Below are 17,851 nucleotides of genomic sequence, written 5' to 3' on the forward strand. Positions count from 1 at the left end.
GGCGTCCTCCTCGCGAGCTACTTCGCGGGGCTCACCGGGGCATTGCTGACGGCGGGGGCGTTGGCCAGCAGCGCCGGGGGCGAGGCGCTCAGCGCGCCGACATAGAGCCTGCCCTGGAAGCCCTCCTGGTGCGGCTCGGCGTAGAGCTGAACGCCTGCCGGGACGGTGGACGCCTGCCGCGCCTGCTTCGTGGGGCTGATGGCGAAGACGTTGCACTCCACCGCGTCCCAGACGTTGTAGCGGCAGGAGAACTGCGAGCCACGCGTGAAGCCCACGTCCAGCGCCTTCACGGAAGGCAGCGCCTTCGCCAGCCGCATGCCGAGCGGCTCGTAGCCGCTGTCCCAGTCCACGCTCGCGGTGCGCACGTGCGTGCCGCCGGCCAGCACCAGCATCCACGCGTCCGCGTTCTTCTGCCGGTAGTCGAGGAGCGTCTTCGCCATCTGCGCCTCGCGCTCGTTGCCCTTGCCCTTGTCGACGTCGAAGGCGACGAGGGACACGGCCTTGCCGGAGGCGCGCAGGCGGCGGGCCTGCTCGACGAGCCAGAGCATGGCGCGGCTGCTGCGCCCGTCCTGGTGCACGCGGCGCCAGAACGAGCTGCCCTGCAGCAGCTCCTGCGCATCCTGCGACGAGCCGGCGCTGGCCAGGTACGTGTCCAGCAGCGGCTGCTCGGCGGTGGGCATGGACAGGGCGAGCGTCACCGGCAGGTCCTTGGACACGGCCTCGCACAGCATGCGCAGCGCGGCGGAGGGCAGCTCCCTGGTGCCCAGCGGGTCGGCCAGCAGCAGAGTTCCACCCTTCACCATCAGCGGCGCGGCGCCCTCCACCGGCGTGCCGCACTCGGCCTGGGGCTGCGGCTGCGTCTCGCTGGCCTCCACCCACCCTTCGAGCACCACGGAGCGCGCGGGCACGGAGGTGTTGCCGCCCACCAGCTCCAGCGAGGGCACCATCTCCAGGCGCTCCAGCAGGATGTGCTCGATGCCCACGTCCCGGTTGCCGCGCACGAGCTGGAAGCCTTCGATGCTCGGCGCCTCGGGGAAGGGGTTGGCGTTGTAGTCGTGCATCCTCGCTTGCGCGCCGGGCGACGACTTGATGGTGTGGTTGGCGTCGAAGGGGTGGTCGGGGTCCCCGACGGCGCTGACCGTCTCGTTCGACGGGCCCATGGCCTGGTGCGGAATCTCCAGCACCTTGGTGGTCTCTTCGTAGCGGAGCCGGAAGATGCGGACGAGCGACTGCCGGGGGCCCACCTTCTCGCCCTTGATGTAGTAGCGCTCATAGGAACGCGAGCCCAGGGTGCTCTTCCCCGGCTCCTGCGCCGAGGTGAACATCTCCAGCCCGCCCTCCTTCTCGAGGACGTCGTAGCGCTGCTCCTCGAGGATGCGACGGGTCATCATCATCGCGTCCTCGACGGGGACCAGGTACACCGTCTCTTCCTTCGGCTTCTCGTACTCCCCCGTCTCGTCGTCTCGGACAGCCCCCAGCGGCCGGGTCAGGGTGGCACAGCCCGCGCAAACCAGTCCCATTCCCAGCAGCATCCCGTACCGACGCATCGCGTCCTCCTTGGCCGCCGGACGTAAAGTCCGCCACAGCCGGTGCCGCGTTCCCGAACCAGCAACGTCGGGAAGTTTCCGCCATATCGGAACGGTGGGCTGGAGGACCACGGCAGCCGGTGCCGCGTTGTCGAATCCGCGGCGCTGGAGCGCGTGCGCCGTACCAGAACGGTCGTCCGGAGGACCACCGCATGGCGCGAGGCATCGCGCTGCTGACGGCGGAGAGGGAGTCCGCTTGCAGGGCTGGAGGTGAGACGGGGCAACGCCCGGAGGATGGATGCTCGGCGTATCGACGCGGGCGCGCCGGGCCCTACTGCGCGGGGCTCACGGGGGCGCTGCTCACGGTGGGGGCGTTGGCCAGCAGCGCCGGGGGCGAGGCGCTCAACGCGCCCACGTAGAGCCGGCCCTGGAAGCCCTCCTGGTGCGGCTCGGCGTAGAGCTGCACGCCAGCCGGGACGGTGGACGCCTGCCGCGCCTGCTTCGTGGGGCTGATGGCGAAGACGTTGCACTCCACCGCGTCCCAGACGTTGTAGCGGCAGGAGAACTGCGAGCCACGCGTGAAGCCCACGTCCAGCGCCTTCACCGAGGGCAGCGCCTTCGCCAGCCGCATGCCGAGCGGCTCGTAGCCGCTGTCCCAGTCCACGCTCGCGGTGCGCACGTGCGTGCCGCCGGCCAGCACCAGCATCCACGCGTCCGCGTTCTTCTGCCGGTAGTCGAGCAGGTTCTTCGCCATCTGCGCCTCGCGCTCGTTGCCCTTGCCCTTGTCGACGTCGAAGGCGACGAGGGACACGGCCTTGCCGGAGGCGCGCAGGCGGCGGGCCTGCTCGACGAGCCAGAGCATGGCGCGGCTGCTGCGCCCGTCCTGGTGCACGCGGCGCCAGAACGAGCTGCCCTGCAGCAGCTCCTGCGCATCCTGTGACGAGCCGGCGCTGGCCAGGTACGTGTCCAGCAGCGGCTGCTCGGCGGTGGGCATGGACAGGGCGAGCGCCACCGGCAGGTCCCTGGACGCGGCCTCGCAGAGCATGCGCAGGGCGGCGGAGGGCAGCTCCTTGGTGCCCAGCGGGTCCGCCAGCAGCAGCGTCTGCCCCTTGACCATCAGTGGTGCCGCGCCGTCTACCGGCGTGCCGCACTCTGCTTGCTGCGCCTGGGCCGCCTCGCCGGCCTCCGCCCAGCCTTCGAGCACCACGGAGCGCGCGGGCACGGAGGTGTTGCCGCCCACCAGCTCCAGCGAGGGCACCATCTCCATCCGCTCCAGCAGGACGTGCTCGATGCCCACGTCTCGATTGCCGCGCACGAGCTGGAAGCCCTCGATGCTCGGCGCCTCGGGGAAGGGGTTGGCGTTGTATTCGTGCATGCTGGCCTGGGAGCCGGGCGCCGTCTTGATGACGTGGTTGGCGTCGAACGGGTGGTTGTCCTCGAAGACGCTCCGGTTCTCCCTCGTGGGACCCAAGGCCTGTTTCGGAATCTCCAGCACCTTGGTGGTCTCGTCGTAGCGGAGCCGGAAGACGCGGACGAGCGACTGCCGGGGGCCGACCTTCTCGCCCTTGATGTAGTAGCGCTCGTAGGAGCGCGTGCCGACCGGGTTGTTCCCCGGCTCCTGGGCCGACGTGAACATCTCCAGCCCGCCCTCCTTCTCGAGGACGTCGTAGCGCTGCTCCTCGAGGATGCGACGGGTCATCATCATCGCGTCCTCGACGGGGACCAGGTACACCGTCTCTTCCTTCGGCGTCTCGTACTCCCCCGTCTCGTCATTGCGGACGGCCCCCAGCGGCCGGGTCAGGGTGGCACAGCCCGCGCAAACCAGCCCCATTCCCAGCAGCATCCCGTACCGACGCATCGCGTTCTCCTTGGTCACCGGACGCAAAGTCTGCCACAGCCGGTGCCCCGTGCCCGAATCCGCAACGCCGAAGAGGGGCCGCCATATCGGGACGGTGTTTCGAGCACCGAGGCCGAGCCGTGGGGCATGGCCGCGCAGGTCAATCACAACCCCAGCGGCATCCCGTGCGGACGACGCATTCGATTCCTTCCCCTGGCCGGTGGGCTTCGTCGCTCGAGGCAACGCGTGGCTGCCAGGGCATATCGAGCCGGCCGCCCCGCGGTTTGGTGCGGAGGGCAGGCCTGTAGTGAAGTCCCGAGCGTGTCTCCTCCCGCCACCGCCACCGCCTCGCAAGAACGTCCCGTCGGGCCGCTCCAGCTCCTCGCGCTCGGAGTCAACGGCATCGTCGGCGTCGGCATCTTCTTCGCCCCGGCCGAGGTCGCCGCGCAGGCGCCCGGTGCCAGCGCCATCCTCGCCTTCGCCCTCACGGGACTGGCGCTGGTGCCGGTGGCCTTCGCCTTCGCGGTGCTGGGCCGCCGCTTCGACGCGGACGGCGGGCCGGTGCTCTTCGCGAGGACGGCCTTCGGCGAGCGCGCCTCCTTCCTCGTCGGCTGGGTGGCCTATGTCAGCGCCTTCCTGAGCACCTCCGCCGTGGTGGCCGGACTGTCGCAGGCACTGGCGCCCTCGCTGGGCCTCGCGGGGCCGCTGGGGCAGCGCGCGCTGGCCTCCGTCCTCGCCACGGTGCTCGCGGGCGTGGTGGCCTCGGGCATCCGCGTCTCCGCGCGCGCGTGGACGGCGCTCACCGTGCTGAAGCTGCTGCCGCTGGCCGCGCTGCTCATCGCCTTCGCCGCGCTGCCGGGCCCACCAGCTCCCGTGCCGGTGTCCATGGGCGCCACGGACACCGCGTGGCTGCGCGCGGGGCTCACGGTGATGTTCGCGTACCAGGGGTTCGAAATCGTCCCGGTGATTGCCGGGCAGGTGCGCTCGTCGTCGCGCAGCGTGCCGCTGGCCACGGTGGGCTCGCTGCTGGTGGCGGTGCTCCTCTACGTGGGGCTCGTCTGGGCGTGCGTCGCGGCGCTGCCGGCGCTGGCCTCGTCACCGGCGCCGCTGGCCGCGTCGGCGGGCGTGTGGGGCGGGGCGACGCTGGAGAAGTGGGTGGCGGCGGGCACCAGCATCTCCGCGCTCGGCATCTGCCTGGGGATGATGGTGACGACGCCGCGCTACCTGTCGGCGCTGGCGTCCGGCGAGCGCACGCTGTTCGGCCTGGACGGCATGTCCCCGGCGGGCGTGCCCATGCGAGCGCTGGCCGTCACCTGGGGGCTGGTGCTGCTCTTCGTCAACCTGGGCAACCTGTCGGAGCTCTTCGCGCTCTCCAGCATCGCGGTGCTGATGCAGTACGGCGTCACCGCCGCCGCGCTGGCCATGCTCGCCTTCCGAAGGGAGCGCGGCCTCACGCCGCTGCACGCCGTGCTGGCGGTGCCCACGCTGGTGCTGGGGTTGACGCTGGTTGCGTACGGGGCCACCAAAAACGAAGCCGCCACCACCGCGTTGACGGTGATGGCGGGCCTGGTGCTGTTGCGGCTCGCGAAGCCCCGAGCAGGTGCCGGGGCTCCAGCGGCGCCGGGAGCCTGATTAGAACTGGCTCCAGAGGTACTGGTTGGTGACCTCGTGGTGGAACATGATTTCGGCCTCCTTCACGCGGGTGCCGAGCTGCTTCGGGCAGCGCTCCGCGGAGGCCGTCTTCAGCTCCGCGAACTTGCCCTGCACGTTCTCACCCAGGATGCCGGTGATGAACTGGCTGCCCTTGAAGAGGCGGACGGCGTCGAAGATGTTGTCCGGCAGGAAGCGGGTGCGGCTGCGCTTCGTCTCCGCGTCCTCCTGCGGCTGCGGGCCCTCCAGGCCGGTGCGCAGCAGCGTGTAGAGCACGAGGTACGGGTTGGCGTCCGGAGCCACCGAGCGGCACTCGACGCGCGCGCTGCGCTCGTTGCCGTAGGGGATGCGGACCATGGCGCCGCGGTTGTTGGCGCTGGCCTTGATCTGGTTCGGCGCCTCGTAGTGCGGATCCAGCCGGCGGTACGCGTTGACGCTGGAGTTGAGCACCAGGCAGATGTCGTTCGCGTTGGTGAGGAGCCGGTCGATGAAGTCCCAGCCCATCTGGCTGAGGCCGTCCTGGCCGCTCTTCTCGTAGAAGAGATTCTTCCCGCCCTTGGACAGCGACATGTTCATGTGCATGCCGTTGCCGTTGACGCCCGTCACCGGCTTCGGGAGGAAGCTGGCGGTGGTGTCCATCTGCGCGGCCACCTGGCGGCACAGCAGCTTGTAGAGCTGAATCTGGTCCGCGGAGATGAGCGCCTCGCTGTACGAGAAGTTCATCTCGAACTGGCTGGGGGCCACCTCGGGGTGGTCCTTCTCGTTCTGGAAGCCCATGGCGCGCTGCGCCTCGGCGGCCTTGTCGATGAAGGAGCGCAGCGGGTCGCCCGGCAGCGAGTGGTAGTAGCCGCCGGTGGAGAGGAACTCGAACTTGCCCGTCTCGTGGTAGTGGCGCTCGGCGTCACGGCCCTTGAAGAGGAAGCCCTCCACTTCCGGCGCCGCGTGGAACACCGTGCCGTCCTTCTGGTACATGGCCTCGGTGACGCGCTTGAGCTGGCCGCGCATGTCGGCGTGGTACGGCGTGCCGTCGCGCTCCAGCACCTCGCTGAACACCAGCACCTTGCCGGGGCCGAAGATGTCCGAGGGCAGCCAGTAGAACGAGCCCCAGTCCACGTTCAGGCGCAGGTCGCTCTCCGCCTGCTGCGAGAAGCCGCGGATGGACGAGCCGTCGAACGTGAGGTTGTCCGCGCTCTTGAGGAGGAACTTCTTGTCGTAGTCCAGCATGTGCAGCCGACCCTCGAGGTCGGTGAAGCACACGGTGACGGCCTTCAGGTTGCGCTCGTCGGTGAGGTACTTGATGCGCTCCTCACGGACCTTGTCCGCCGACTCGTGCTTGAGGCGCTGCTCCTTCACGCGGAGGTTGCGCTCCTCCAGCTCGTCGTAGGGAATCTCCAGGAACGTCCGCAGGCCCTTCGTCTCCATGTCCGTGCCTCCCAGGCCGGTTCCACGCCGTGATCCGGCGGGTCAAATCCGTGGGCCCAGGTATTTACATTTGGGGAGACGAAATCAAGCCTAAAGTTCCTGACGGGAAGGCTTAAAAACTGGGCTCACAAAAGATGAAGCTCGCTGGAAGACAGACCTACACCTCCGGCGGGCGCTTGGAGTGATGCGTCATGGACAGACGGCGGGGTTCACGGCCTGTATGCCCGGCTGGACAGTAGACAGGCGGCCTTGCGGTGGGCAGGGCGGTTGGATCAGCCCCAACGCATGGAAAGAGCCCTGGCGCAAAGGACGTGGCCGTCTTCTTCGGACCGTCGCCCCGGAGGGCGGCTACAGTCGGCGGCCCTTCTGCGTGAGGTGACAGGGTGGCGGAACTGGGAGGCGGCATGCTGGGGCCCAACGATGTGAAGGAGCAGTTGAGCATCGCCTACCTGCACGCCGTGGCTTCTCGCGCCGGGTTCTCGGTCGAGGAGATTCGCAAGGACCGGGACAGCATCGACCTCAAGGTCTGCGCTCGAGGGCTGCTGGTGGATGATGCCGTGCTGACGTCTCCAGAGCTGGCCGTTCAGCTCAAGGCCACCACACGGGCCTCGTTCGACGGGGAGGAGATGGCCTTCCCTCTCCCGAAGAAGAACTACAACGACCTGGTGGGGCCCTCGCTCGTTCCCCGCATCCTGGTGGTGTTCGTGATGCCCGAGGATGAGAAGGAGTGGCTCACCCTCACTTCGGAATCGCTCACGCTGCGGCGGTGTGCCTACTGGCTGTCACTCCGTGGCAGGCCACGTACCACCAACGAAACGAGCCAGACGGTCCACCTGTCCCGCACACGATGCCTGACGCATGACTCGCTGCGCGAGCTGTTGCGGAAGGTGGCCCGCGAGGAGGCGCTCGACTCATGAACGGCGAGCAGCTTCTGCAACTGGGCAGCCGCGTGGACTACCTGGACGTGCGTGCCTACCTGGAGGCGCGAGGGTGGAGCCGGGTGCCCTCGCGTCGCTCCTACGCGGCCATCTACCGCAGTGGCCAAGAGCCACCCGTGGAGGTGCAGGTCCCGCTGGACCGTGACCTCGTGGATTATGGCGAGGCCATGGTTGTGATTGCCCGGCGGCTCGCCGCCGTCGAGCGGAGGACGGTGGACTCCGTCCTGCACGACCTCCTGCAGCCTCGCAGGGACCTGCTGCGCTTCGGGCTCGAGGGCGACGCCATGAGTGATGGCGGCGTCAGCCTCGCGGATGGACTAGACTTGGTGAATGGCGTGCGCAAGGCACTGTTGGCGAGCGCCTGCAGCGTGAAGCGGCCCAGGACCTTTCATCCCCGACTAGCGCTGACGGAGGCGGACGCCTTCTTGAGGCAGTGCCGTCTGGGACAGACGGAAGTGGGCAGCTTCGTGCTCACCGTGGAGACACCGCTCGACATCGGAGCACAGCAGCCACTGGAGGGGGACCCGTTCGGACGGCAGACCGCGATTCTGCTCCTGCAGTCCGTGGCCTGGCTGGCGAAGTCGGTGCGGGCGGGGGAGCCGCAGCGGGTGCTCGAACCGACGCCGGGAGCCCCGGTGCTGAGTGCCAACCTGTGCGAGGCGCTCGTGGAGATGATGCCCGCCGATGAGTCCGCCGACCTGCGTCTGCGGGGCTCATGGTCTCCACTGCTGCCGGTCAGCCCCGAGGTCGCCTCGGAGGCGCATCTCGACCGGAACATGTACGAGAGCATCGAGCGGGTCGCCCACCAGCTTCGTCCCACGCGTGAGGCCCAGCCCGAGCAGCTCGTCGGGAAGGTCGCCGAGCTCATGGGGGGACCTGGAGACCAGGGAGAGGTCGAAGGGCCTGTCGTCCTCCTGGTCCAGGTGGATGACGAGCTGCTGAGGGCTCGCGTCACACTGGGAGCTTCGGACTATCGCAATGCCGTCAGTGCTCACCTGAACCAGCTCTACGTCACGGTGCGGGGTGTCCTCCGCCGAGGAACCCGGGTGCACTGGATTGACGAGGCCACTGGCTTCGAAATCGTCGGCAAGGCAACTCAGTCGGTTTGAAGGCCGGAGGGGTCGATGAGTTCCATGTGGGTTCTCGATGCGCCGCCGCCCGCCGCGGATGCGCGGATTCCGTATGGCCCGCTACAACATCAGTTCGGCGATCTGCGATTGCCCTCGGGCCCGGGGCCGCATCCGGTGGTCATCGTCATCCACGGCGGCTTCTGGCGCGCGAAGTATGACCTGGAGCACATCGGCCACCTCTGCGCCGAGCTCACCCGCCAGGGCTTCGCCACCTGGAGCCTGGAGTACCGCCGCGTCGGCCATGAAGGCGGCGGCTGGCCCGGCACGTTCGAGGACGTGGCGCTCGGCACGGACTTCCTGCGCACCCTGGCGCGCTCGCACCCGCTGGACCTCTCGCGCGTGGTCGCGATGGGGCACTCGGCCGGCGGACACCTCGCGACGTGGCTCGGCGCGCGCCACCGGCTGCCGGCGGAGAGTGTGCTCCACCGCGCGGACCCACTGCCCCTGCGCGGCGTGGTGTCGCTGGCGGGCGTCGTCGACCTGGAGCGCGCCTTCGAGCTCAATCTCAGTGACAACATCACGGAGACATTCCTCGGCGGCCCGCCCGGCCGGGTGCCCGAGCGCTACCGCGTGGCGTCACCCGCGCGGCTCCAGCCGCTCGGGACTCCGCACGTGCTGGTGCATGGCACGGAGGACGATACCGTGCCCGTGTCCATGAGCGAGGCCTTCTACGCGCGCGGCCGTGAGCTGGGTGACGCCGTGCGCCTCGTCATCCTCCCCGGCGCGGGACACTTCGAGGTCATCGACCCGCGCTCGTGCGAGTGGCCGCAGGTGGTGGAGGCGGTGCGCTCGCTGCTGTAGCGGCGCCCCTTGCTCATCCTCCTCGGAGCGGGGCACTTCGAGGTCATCGACCCGCGCTCGCGCGAGTGGCCTCGGGTGGTGGAGGCGGTGCGCTCGCTTCTGTAGTGCCGCCCCTTGCCGCGAAACCACCGGGTCCCCACCTTCCACGCGGCGGGCGGCCGGGCGGGAGTGGTGTGCATCATGGGCAGGTGGTGGGCGGGCGCGATGGGGCTGGCGCTGGGGGTGTGCACTGCGCTGGGGTGTGGTGGCACGGCAGTCGACGACTTGCGGGACATGGTGCGGCAGGACACGCCAGCGCCCGAGCCCTTGCCGCCGCCGACACCCACGCCCGCTCCAACTCCTCCGGTGCCTTCTCCGAATCCGTGGCCGTCCCTGGAGTCCCTATGGACGACGCACGTGTCGCTTCCCGGCTTCCAGGACGTGGCCGGCCTGGCCACGGATAGAGCGGGAGGCTTCGTCGTGCTGTTGACGAATCCCCAGTACGAGGCCGTGGGGGGCGTGTCCGGCAACCTGGTGCTCACCCGCTACGACTCGAAGAGGCAGCCCCTCTGGTCCCGCTCCCTGAACGTCTCGATGAGCACGGATGTCTTCGGCCTGCGTCAGTACTCGCGGCTCGCGGTGTCCCCGGCGGGTGACATCTTCGTGTCCTTCCAATTTCCGACGAGCGGCTCGTTCCGGGTGGATGGCAGTGAGCCCGTCCAGAGCGAGGGATTGCTCGCGAAGTTCGGAGCGGACGGCGACTCGCGCTGGGTCATCAGCGGCGCCTTCCAGGCGCTGGCCGCGGCCGGTGAGGGCGGCGTGGTGGCGACGACGCGGCAGGACGCCGTGATTCGCTACGACACCGATGGCGTGGCTCGGTGGACCTGGACGTACTGGAAGGCGGCCTCCTTCACCACGGTGGGGGTGGACTCCCGAGGCAACGTGGTGGCGGCGGGCCGGGAATCCGTCGGGATGTCCTATGGCGCGGGCGTCATCGTGAGCCTGTCCGCCGACGGTTCCCTGCGATGGACGCGCAACACGCATGAGTCACAGGGCTGGGCAGACTTCACGGGCCTGGCCGTCCTGCCGGACGGCGGCATGCTCATGGTGGGCACCTTCTACCGGGACTTTCTCTGGGGGAGCTACCGGGTGAATCTGCCCTGCGCCACCGGAGGGCTCTGCGGCGTCGTCGCGGCGGTCCTGGCGGCTGACGCCGACGGCAATCCACTGTGGGCCCAGGAACTGGAGGAAGACTCCTCCAACTTCCCCCGCGTCGCCGCGAGCCCGGAGGGGGATGCCGTGGTGTGGTGGGAGAAGCAATGCCAGTCTCGGATGCTGTTCCTCTCGCCCTCGGGGGACGTGCGCTCGCGGGTCAAGGACTCCACCGAGGTCTGCCCCCAGAATCGTCTCATACCGCGTGAGGCTGCCATCCTGGACGACGGCGCCGTCATGCGCGTGGGGTTGTTCTACGGCACGGTCGCCCTCGACGATGGGAGCTACATCAGCGCGAATGAGGCAGACGTCTTCTTCCAGGCGCTGAAGCCCTGAGCGCCTACAGCACGTCCGGCTCCATCGCCCGTGGCACGGACATGGCGCGCACGCTTCACGCCATGCCCGGTGGTGCCGCCTACCGTCTCAGCAACTCATTGCCGATGGCCTGCTGCGCCGCGAACGTCTGGGGAATCGCGGACGGGCTGTCGTGGGTCCACAGGCCGAAGTTGAGGAGCCCCAGGACGCGCGGGTCCGTGCGGGCCAGGTCGTAGTAGTCCCAGTTCGCCCGCGCGAGCGCCGCATCGGTGGAATAGACGCCGGTCCGGAACGACTGCGGCACCAGCCATAGTTTCTGGCTGGGCGCGAGCGTGGAGCGGAGCGTGTTGAGGTAGCCCACCACCTCGGACAGCGGGCCGTAATGGTCGAAGCCCACCCAGTCCGCCCGAGCCGGGGTGACGAGCGTGGGCGAGATGGACGGCACCGCGTGGACCACCATCACCGGGATGTTCGGGAAGGTGTCCTTGATGGTGTTCACACACGTCGTCAGGTCCTGCACCGACACACCATTCCAGTAGGGCTCGTCGATGACGTAGAAGCCGCCCACGCTGCTCATGTAGGGACTGATGGCGCTGACGAGCGCGCCCCACTGTTGCGCATAATCCGCGCGCAGCGTGGGGCCGCTGAAGAACTGCCACCGCGTCTCCAGCAGGCACTTCACCCCGCGCGAGGCGCACGCCGCGAGGTCCGCGGGCCCCTGGGCGAAGTTGAGGTTGGTATGCGCCGTCACCTCGTCCAGGTGGGAGCCGTAGGAGCTCGACTGCGCCCAGTAGTAGCCATAGTGCTTCAGGTGGTCCACCACGGGGGACACCGCCACGTCATCGAAGCGCGTCACCTGGCCCGCCCCCAGATAGGCGCCGAGGTACAGGTACGCCTGTCCGGGAAGCGCGGAGGGGCCGTTCAGCGTCGCGGAGAAGGACGTGCCGTTGACGGTGCCGAGCACCTGCCCGTCGCGCACCGACAAGCTCACCACGTACCGGTCGGCCACGGGCACGCTCGACGGCGTCACCGTCACCTGCGTGCCGTTGTCGAAGACCATCAGCCGTCCGTTGGAGCGGACGAGGAAGCCGAAGTCGATGTCCGCGTTGGACACGTAGCCGCTGGAGGCGGACGACGCGCTGAGCATGACGGACGCCCAGTTGGAGCTGTCACGAGCGTCACTGACGATGGGCTCCGTGACGAAGGACAGGCGGAACGCGCCCGAGGCATCCCGGTAGAAGGGCTTGTCCATGCGCAGCGCGGTCGTGGACTCGGCGAATATCAGCGTGTCCGGATGCCAGATGTGGTTGACCTGGGCCCACCAGATGCTCGGCGCGGGCGCGGAGTACCAGAGGCCGGGGACGCGCGTGTACGTCGCCGGTGCCAGCGTGCCGGACTGCCGCGCGGCGAGGTTGTCGTTGAGGCCCGTGTTGTTCGCGTTGTTGGCGCCGTTGAACGAGTCCCGGAACGACTCGACGGGAATCACGGCCTGACGAGCAGACGTCAGCGCTTCGGGTCCAGAATCCACAACCGGGGCGCCACAACCGCACAGCAGCAGCGCCAGCCAGCGAAGTCTCGACAGGTACATCACCTACCCCCGGAGAAGAGCGGCCTGCATGGCCGCCAACCCCGGATCCTGTCCGAATCACGACGCCAGGAAAATGAAACCCTGTGTCAATTAGAAACCGCGTTGCGCGCCGCCATCCACGACGATGGACTGGCCGGTGACGTACGACGCCGGCTCCGACGCGAGGAACGCGGCCACCGCGGCCAGCTCCTCCGGACGGCCGAGCCGCCGCGCGGGAATCTGCGGCGCCACCTTCTCGTCCGTGAGCCCGAGCTGCGTCATCCGCTCCGTCGCGTGGAAGCCCGGCAGCACCGCGTTGAGGGTGACGCCGTACTGTGCCACCTCGTTGCTCACCGTCTTCACCAGCCCCAGCAGGCCCGCGCGCAGGCCGTTGGAGATGGTGAGGTTCGCCATGGCCTCACGCGCCGCCAGCGACGTCACCAGGACGATGCGGCCCCACTTGCGCTCCTTCATGCCGGGCAGCGCCGCCTGGATGCCGTCCACCGCCGCCATCCACAGGCTCTGGAAGCCGAGCTGCCACTGCTCCGCCGTGAGCGACTCGAAGCCACCCGCCGGAGGACCGCCGGTGTTCACCACCAGCACGTCCACGCCACCCAGCTTGGAGATGGTCTCCTCCACCAGCCGCTTCGCCGCGCCGGGCTGGTTCAGGTCACACGGCACCGCGAGCTCCGCGCCCAGCTCCTTCGCGGCCTTCTCCAGCTTCTCGCCGCCGCGCGAGCAGATGGCCACCGTGGCGCCTTCCTTCACCAGCGCCTGTGCAATCGCGTAGCCGAGGCCCGCGGAGCCGCCCATCACCAGCGCGCGCCTACCCTTCAGTCCGAAATCCATCCGCGTGCTCCTTCACGAAAGGCACCAGCCGCCCGCGGATGAGCTGCCCCGCGCGCTCCAGATTCACGTCCTCCGCCCGCGTCAGCCCCTCGGACAGCTCCGAGACGATTCCGCCGGCAATCGCGCCCACCTCGTACGCCAGCCGGTACGGCACGCGGCTGAAGCTCACCAGCGTGTAGCGGCTGACGAACTCACCCGGGAAGGCGTTGAGCAGCACCTTCTCCACCGCCTTCTCCAGCAGGAAGCGCGGGTTGCCGGTGCTGTCGCGCATCTCGATGAAGTTCTCCACCGCCATGTCCGCGATGGCGTCCGCGTGGGTCTTCCGCAGCCGCTCGAAGTCGGTGAACAGGTCCTCCCAGCGCGCGTGCTTCCCCAGGAGCCCGTCCAGGACGACGCAGTCCTCGAAGCCGCAGTTCATCCCCTGGCCGAAGAAGGGGACGATGGCGTGCGCCGCGTCCCCCAGCACCACCGCCCGTCCGCCCACGCGCCACGGGGCGCACTTCACCGTCACCATGCTGCCCGTGGGGCGCGAGAAGAACGCGTCCACCAGGTCCGGAATCATCTTCTTCGCGTCAGGGAACTGCTCCTCGAAGAACGCCTCCAGTCGCGCGGGCGTGTCGAGCGACTCGAAGCTCACGGGGCCCTTCCACGGGAGGAACAGCGTGCACGTGAAGCTGCCGTCCTCGTTGGGCAGGGCAATCAGCATGTACGAGCCACGAGGCCAGATGTGCAGCGCGTGCTTCTCCATCTGGAACGCGCCGCCCGGGCCCGGCGGAATCGTCAGCTCCTTGTAGCCGTGGCCGAGCTGCTCCTGCGTGGCATGGAAGCCGGGCACCCGGTCCATCTCCTGCCGCACCGCGGAGCCGGAGCCGTCCGTGCCGAACAGCACGCGGCCCTCCTCGTGGCGCGTCTGGCCGGTCGTCTCGTCGTCCACCGTGAGCGCGCCCGTCTCGAAGTCCGCGTGGGTGACGCGCTGCTTGAAGCGGATGCGGACGCGGCCCGTCTTCTCCGCCTCCGTCATCAGGAACTTGTTCAGCCACGCGCGCGACAGCGAGTTGATGTGCTGCGAGTCGTCCTTGCCGTAGGGCTGATACGTCAGCTCGCCCTTCGCGGAATGAATCATCCTTCCGCGCATGGGGATGGCGTGCTTCAGCGCCTCCGCCTCCAGCCCCACCTGCCGCAGCGCGTGCAGGCCGCGCGTGGAGATGGCGAGGTTGATGGAGCGCCCCGCGTCGATGACCTCGCGGCGCATGTCCGGGCGGCGCTCCAGCACCTCCACGGAGTAGCCACGGCGGGCCAGGTACAGGGCGAGCAGCGAGCCGACGAGGCCCGCGCCCACCACGGTGACGGCTTCCTTCCGGTCAGTCTCGGGCATGGCCTTCGAGCGTCCTCACGAAGCGATACACGTCGGTGTAGTTGCAGTACAGCGGCGCGGGCGCCGCGCGGATGATGTCCGGCTTGCGGAAGTCGCAGACGATGCCCGCGTCCGCCAGCCGCTTCAGCATGCCCTGCGCCTCGCCCTTGAACCGCAGCGAGAGCTGCGCGCCACGCTGCTTCACGTCTCGCGGCGTGGTGATGCGCACGAAGCCCGGGGGCAGCTTGTCCAGGAGGAACTCCAGGTAGCCGGTGAGCTTCTCGCTCTTGGCGCGCAGCGCCTCCATGCCGGCCTTGTCGAACAGCTCCAGCGAGGCGCGCAGCGCGGCGAGCTGGAAGATGGGCGGGTTGGACAACTGCCACCCCTCCGCGCCCGGCAGCGGGTCGAACGTGGGGCCCATCTGGAAGCGCGTCTGCTTGTTGTGTCCCCACCAGCCCTCGAAGCGGGGGAGGTCCTTCTCGCGCGCGTGGCGCTCGTGGACGAAGACGCCGCCCAGGCTGCCCGGTCCGCTGTTGAGGTACTTGTACGAGCACCACACCGCGAAGTCCGGCCCGTCGTCGTGCAGCGACACCTTCAGGTTGCCCGCCCCGTGCGCGAGGTCGAAGCCCACGAAGCAGCCCTTCGCGTGCGCGGCCTTCGTAATCGCCGCGATGTCGAAGGCCTGCCCGGTGAGGTAGTTCACGCTGCCCAGCAGCACGAGCGACACCTCGTGGCCGTGCTTCTCAATCATCCCGAGGATGTCCTCGGTGCGCAGCGTCTCCTCGCCCGCGCGCGGCTTCAATTCAATCACCGCCTCGCGCGCGTCGTACCCGTGGAAGCGCACCTGCGAGGCCACCGCGTACTGGTCCGACGGGAAGGCGCCGCCCTCCATCAGGATTTTGAAGCGCTCCTTCGTGGGCCGGTAGAAGGACACCATCATCAGGTGCAGGTTCACCGTGAGGGTGTTCATCACCACCACTTCCAGCGGCTTCGCGCCCACCAGCCGCGCGGCCATGTCGGTGACGAGCTCGTGGTAGTGCAGCCACGGGTGGCGGCCCTCGTGGTGGCCCTCCACGCCGAAGCGCGCCCAGTCCTCCAGCTCCTCCTGGATGTAGCGCGCGGCGTTGCGCGGCTGGAGGCCCAGCGAGTTGCCCGCGAGGTAGACGACGGGCTTCCTATCCGGCCCTTGCGGGAAGAGGAACTCGTCGCGGAAGGCGCGCAGCGGGTCCTCCGCGTCCAGCTTGCGGGCGAAGGCCTCGGTGTCCTCGAAGGCGTACGGCGTCGTCATGGTGCGAAGTCCTCGCGCGAGCGTCCGAGCCACTCCAGGGCGTTGCGCCAGAGCAACCGCTCGCGCGCGGCCGGCTCCAGCTCCCTCAGGGACTCGATGAGCGTGCCCGGGCGGTCCTCGCCCAGGGGGAAGGGGTAGTCACTGCCGAGCGCCACCTTGTCCTGGCCGAACAGCCGGATGATGAAGCGCAGCGCCTCCTCGTCGTGGACCAGCGAGTCCACCCAGAAGCGGCCCACGTAGTCCTTCGGCGGCACCTTGTTGTCCACCGCCACCAGGTCCGGACGCGCCTCGAAGCCGTGTTGAATCCGGCCCAGCGTCATCGGGAACGAGCCGCCGCCGTGCGCGAAGGCGAAGCGCAGCTTGGGCAGCCGCTCCATCACGCCGCCGAAGATGACGGAGCAGATGGCGAGCGAGACCTCCGCCGGCATGCCCACCAGCCACGGCAGCCAGTACTTCTGCATCTTCGCCTCGCCCATCATGTCCCACGGGTGGACGAAGATGGCGGCGCCCAGCTCGCTCGCCGCCTGGAAGAAGGGGAACAGCGCCGGGTCGGACAGGTTCCAGTCGTTGACGTGGCTGCCAATCTGCACGCCCGCGAGGCCCAGCTCCTTCACGCACCTCTCCAGCTCGCGCACCGCGAGGTCCGGCGACTGGAGCGGCACCGTGCCCAGGCCCACGAAGCGCTTCGGGTGCTCGCGCACGACACCGGCGAGGTGGTCGTTGAGGAAGCGCGCCATGTCCGCGCCGTGCTCGGGCTTCGTCCAGTAGCTGAACATCACCGGAATGGTGGACAGCACCTGCACGTGCACGCCGTGGGCGTCGCACTCCTCGATGCGCTTCACCGGGTCCCAGCAGTTGCTCTCGATTTCACGGAAGAACTTCCCGTCGTCTCGGAGCATGCGCGCGCGGCATGGCGCGTGGTGGTCCAGGGTGATGAAGCCGCCATAGCCGTACCGCTCGGCGAAGCGAGGGAGCTTCTCCGGCAGGAGGTGCGTGTGGATGTCGATTCTCAACGCGCCGGGCTCCCCTTGGTGACCTTCGTCCCGCACTTCTTGCACGTGCAGTGCTCGGGGTTGCCGTAGAAGTGCTCGAAGATGGGCGGCAGCTGCGTCACGAGGTTGGTGACGTGCACGAACTCCTCGTAGAGCTTCTCGCCGCACTTCGGGCACAGCCACATGAAGCCGTCCATCTCCTTCGGCTGGCGGCGGCGCTCCAGCACCAGCCCCACCGTGCCCGCCGGGCGCTGCGGCGAGTGCGGCACGTTGGGCGGCAGCAGGAAGATTTCCCCTTCCAGGATGGGGATGTCCTGCACCTCGCCCTCGTCGATGACGCGCAGGGTGATGTTCCCCTCCAGTTGGTAGAAGAACTCCTCGCCCTCGTTGATGTGGAAGTCCGTGCGCGCGTTGGGACCACCGACGACGGTGACCATGAACTCGCGATCGGCCCACACCTGTTGATTGCCGACGGGCGGCTTGAGCAGGTGGCGGTGCTCGTCAATCCACTTCTTGAAGTTGATGGGAGTCAGGCGGCCCATTCATTCATCTCCGATGGTGGCGATGCACTTGAGCTCGATGGCAATCGGCGTGGGGAGCCGGTTGATTTCGAGCGTCGTCCGGCACGGCGGGTTGTCCTTGAAGTACTCCGCCCACAGCCGGTTGTACGTGGGGAAGTCCTTCTTCATGTTCGTGAGGTACACCGTCACGTCCACCAGCTTGTCCCAGGATGAGCCCGCGTCCTCGAGGATGTAGCGGACGTTGCGGAACACCGAGTGGCACTGCGCCTCGATGTCGTACGAGGTGATGTTGCCCTCGGCGTCCAGCTCCACGCCGGGAATCTTCTTGGTGCCGCGCTCGCGCGGGCCCACGCCGGAGAGGAAGAGCAGGTTGCCCACGCGCCGAGCGTGGGGATACAGGCCCACCGGCTCCGGGGCCTTCTGGGAATCGACTCGCTCACTGCTGCTCACGATGCGCTCCTGTCACGGGC

The 17,851-nt window shown here is 68.7% G+C and carries 15 protein-coding genes; 5 read left to right on the forward strand and 10 right to left on the reverse strand.

Annotated features, from left to right (window positions below; genetic code table 11):
* Positions 1–17 precede the first annotated feature (17 nt).
* Together ACVTJA_RS06865 and ACVTJA_RS06870 are read right to left on the reverse strand one after the other, a co-directional pair.
* Entirely contained in the window at positions 18–1,547 is a 1,530-nt protein-coding gene (locus ACVTJA_RS06865; protein WP_465834844.1) for a hypothetical protein, read from the reverse strand.
* Between the two features lie 310 nt (positions 1,548–1,857).
* The gene (locus ACVTJA_RS06870) at positions 1,858–3,384 is read right to left on the reverse strand and encodes a TraB/GumN family protein (protein ID WP_465834845.1); all 1,527 of its coding nucleotides are present in this window, start codon (positions 3,382–3,384) and stop codon (positions 1,858–1,860) included.
* Positions 3,385–3,684: 300 nt separating this feature from the next.
* Between ACVTJA_RS06870 and ACVTJA_RS06875 the strand changes: the two genes are divergently transcribed.
* Complete coding sequence (locus ACVTJA_RS06875; RefSeq protein WP_465834847.1) at positions 3,685–4,995, forward strand: APC family permease; 1,311 nt, start codon at positions 3,685–3,687, stop codon at positions 4,993–4,995.
* On the opposite strand, the gene ACVTJA_RS06880 is transcribed toward ACVTJA_RS06875, so the two are convergent.
* Positions 4,996–6,435, reverse strand: a complete 1,440-nt coding sequence (locus ACVTJA_RS06880) for a glutamine synthetase family protein (protein ID WP_465834849.1) — start codon at positions 6,433–6,435, stop codon at positions 4,996–4,998. It lies immediately after the preceding gene.
* Between the two features lie 383 nt (positions 6,436–6,818).
* On the opposite strand from ACVTJA_RS06880, the gene ACVTJA_RS06885 reads away from it, so the two are divergent.
* The 4 genes from ACVTJA_RS06885 (at position 6,819) to ACVTJA_RS06900 (ending at position 10,831) form a co-directional block, all read left to right on the forward strand.
* Positions 6,819–7,352, forward strand: a complete 534-nt coding sequence (locus ACVTJA_RS06885; protein WP_465834851.1) for a DUF4365 domain-containing protein — start codon at positions 6,819–6,821, stop codon at positions 7,350–7,352.
* The gene (locus tag ACVTJA_RS06890) at positions 7,349–8,482 is read left to right on the forward strand and encodes a hypothetical protein (RefSeq protein WP_465834853.1); all 1,134 of its coding nucleotides are present in this window, start codon (positions 7,349–7,351) and stop codon (positions 8,480–8,482) included. Before ACVTJA_RS06885 ends, ACVTJA_RS06890 begins: the two co-directional genes overlap by 4 nt.
* A gap of 15 nt (positions 8,483–8,497) precedes the next feature.
* A complete protein-coding gene (locus ACVTJA_RS06895) occupies positions 8,498–9,304 on the forward strand; it encodes an alpha/beta hydrolase family protein (RefSeq protein ID WP_465834855.1) in 807 nt (268 codons plus the stop codon).
* Positions 9,305–9,484: 180 nt separating this feature from the next.
* Positions 9,485–10,831 (forward strand): hypothetical protein, encoded by a 1,347-nt coding sequence (locus tag ACVTJA_RS06900; protein ID WP_465834856.1) that lies wholly within the window; start codon positions 9,485–9,487, stop codon positions 10,829–10,831.
* Between the two features lie 79 nt (positions 10,832–10,910).
* Here ACVTJA_RS06900 and ACVTJA_RS06905 read toward each other — a convergent pair whose 3' ends face one another.
* From ACVTJA_RS06905 to ACVTJA_RS06935, 7 genes are all read right to left on the reverse strand, one after another.
* Positions 10,911–12,398, reverse strand: coding sequence for a hypothetical protein (locus ACVTJA_RS06905; protein WP_465834858.1), 1,488 nt, complete (start codon positions 12,396–12,398; stop codon positions 10,911–10,913).
* A 90-nt stretch (positions 12,399–12,488) separates the two neighbouring features.
* Positions 12,489–13,226 (reverse strand): SDR family oxidoreductase, encoded by a 738-nt coding sequence (locus ACVTJA_RS06910; protein WP_465834860.1) that lies wholly within the window; start codon positions 13,224–13,226, stop codon positions 12,489–12,491.
* A complete protein-coding gene (locus tag ACVTJA_RS06915) occupies positions 13,204–14,601 on the reverse strand; it encodes an FAD-dependent oxidoreductase (RefSeq protein WP_465834862.1) in 1,398 nt (465 codons plus the stop codon). Before ACVTJA_RS06915 ends, ACVTJA_RS06910 begins: the two co-directional genes overlap by 23 nt.
* On the reverse strand, positions 14,588–15,868 hold the full coding sequence (gene kynU, locus ACVTJA_RS06920; protein WP_465834864.1) for a kynureninase: 1,281 nt from the start codon (positions 15,866–15,868) through the stop codon (positions 14,588–14,590). The genes ACVTJA_RS06915 and kynU overlap by 14 nt, the downstream gene beginning before the upstream one ends.
* Positions 15,865–16,881, reverse strand: coding sequence for an amidohydrolase family protein (locus tag ACVTJA_RS06925; RefSeq protein WP_465834866.1), 1,017 nt, complete (start codon positions 16,879–16,881; stop codon positions 15,865–15,867). Before ACVTJA_RS06925 ends, kynU begins: the two co-directional genes overlap by 4 nt.
* Positions 16,878–17,402: a 3-hydroxyanthranilate 3,4-dioxygenase gene (nbaC, locus tag ACVTJA_RS06930; protein ID WP_465834868.1), complete on the reverse strand. Its 525-nt coding sequence runs from the start codon at positions 17,400–17,402 to the stop codon at positions 16,878–16,880. Before nbaC ends, ACVTJA_RS06925 begins: the two co-directional genes overlap by 4 nt.
* Entirely contained in the window at positions 17,403–17,834 is a 432-nt protein-coding gene (locus tag ACVTJA_RS06935) for a RidA family protein (RefSeq protein WP_323378830.1), read from the reverse strand.
* Positions 17,835–17,851: the final 17 nt, after the last annotated feature.

Source organism: Pyxidicoccus sp. M6 (genome assembly GCF_055568925.1).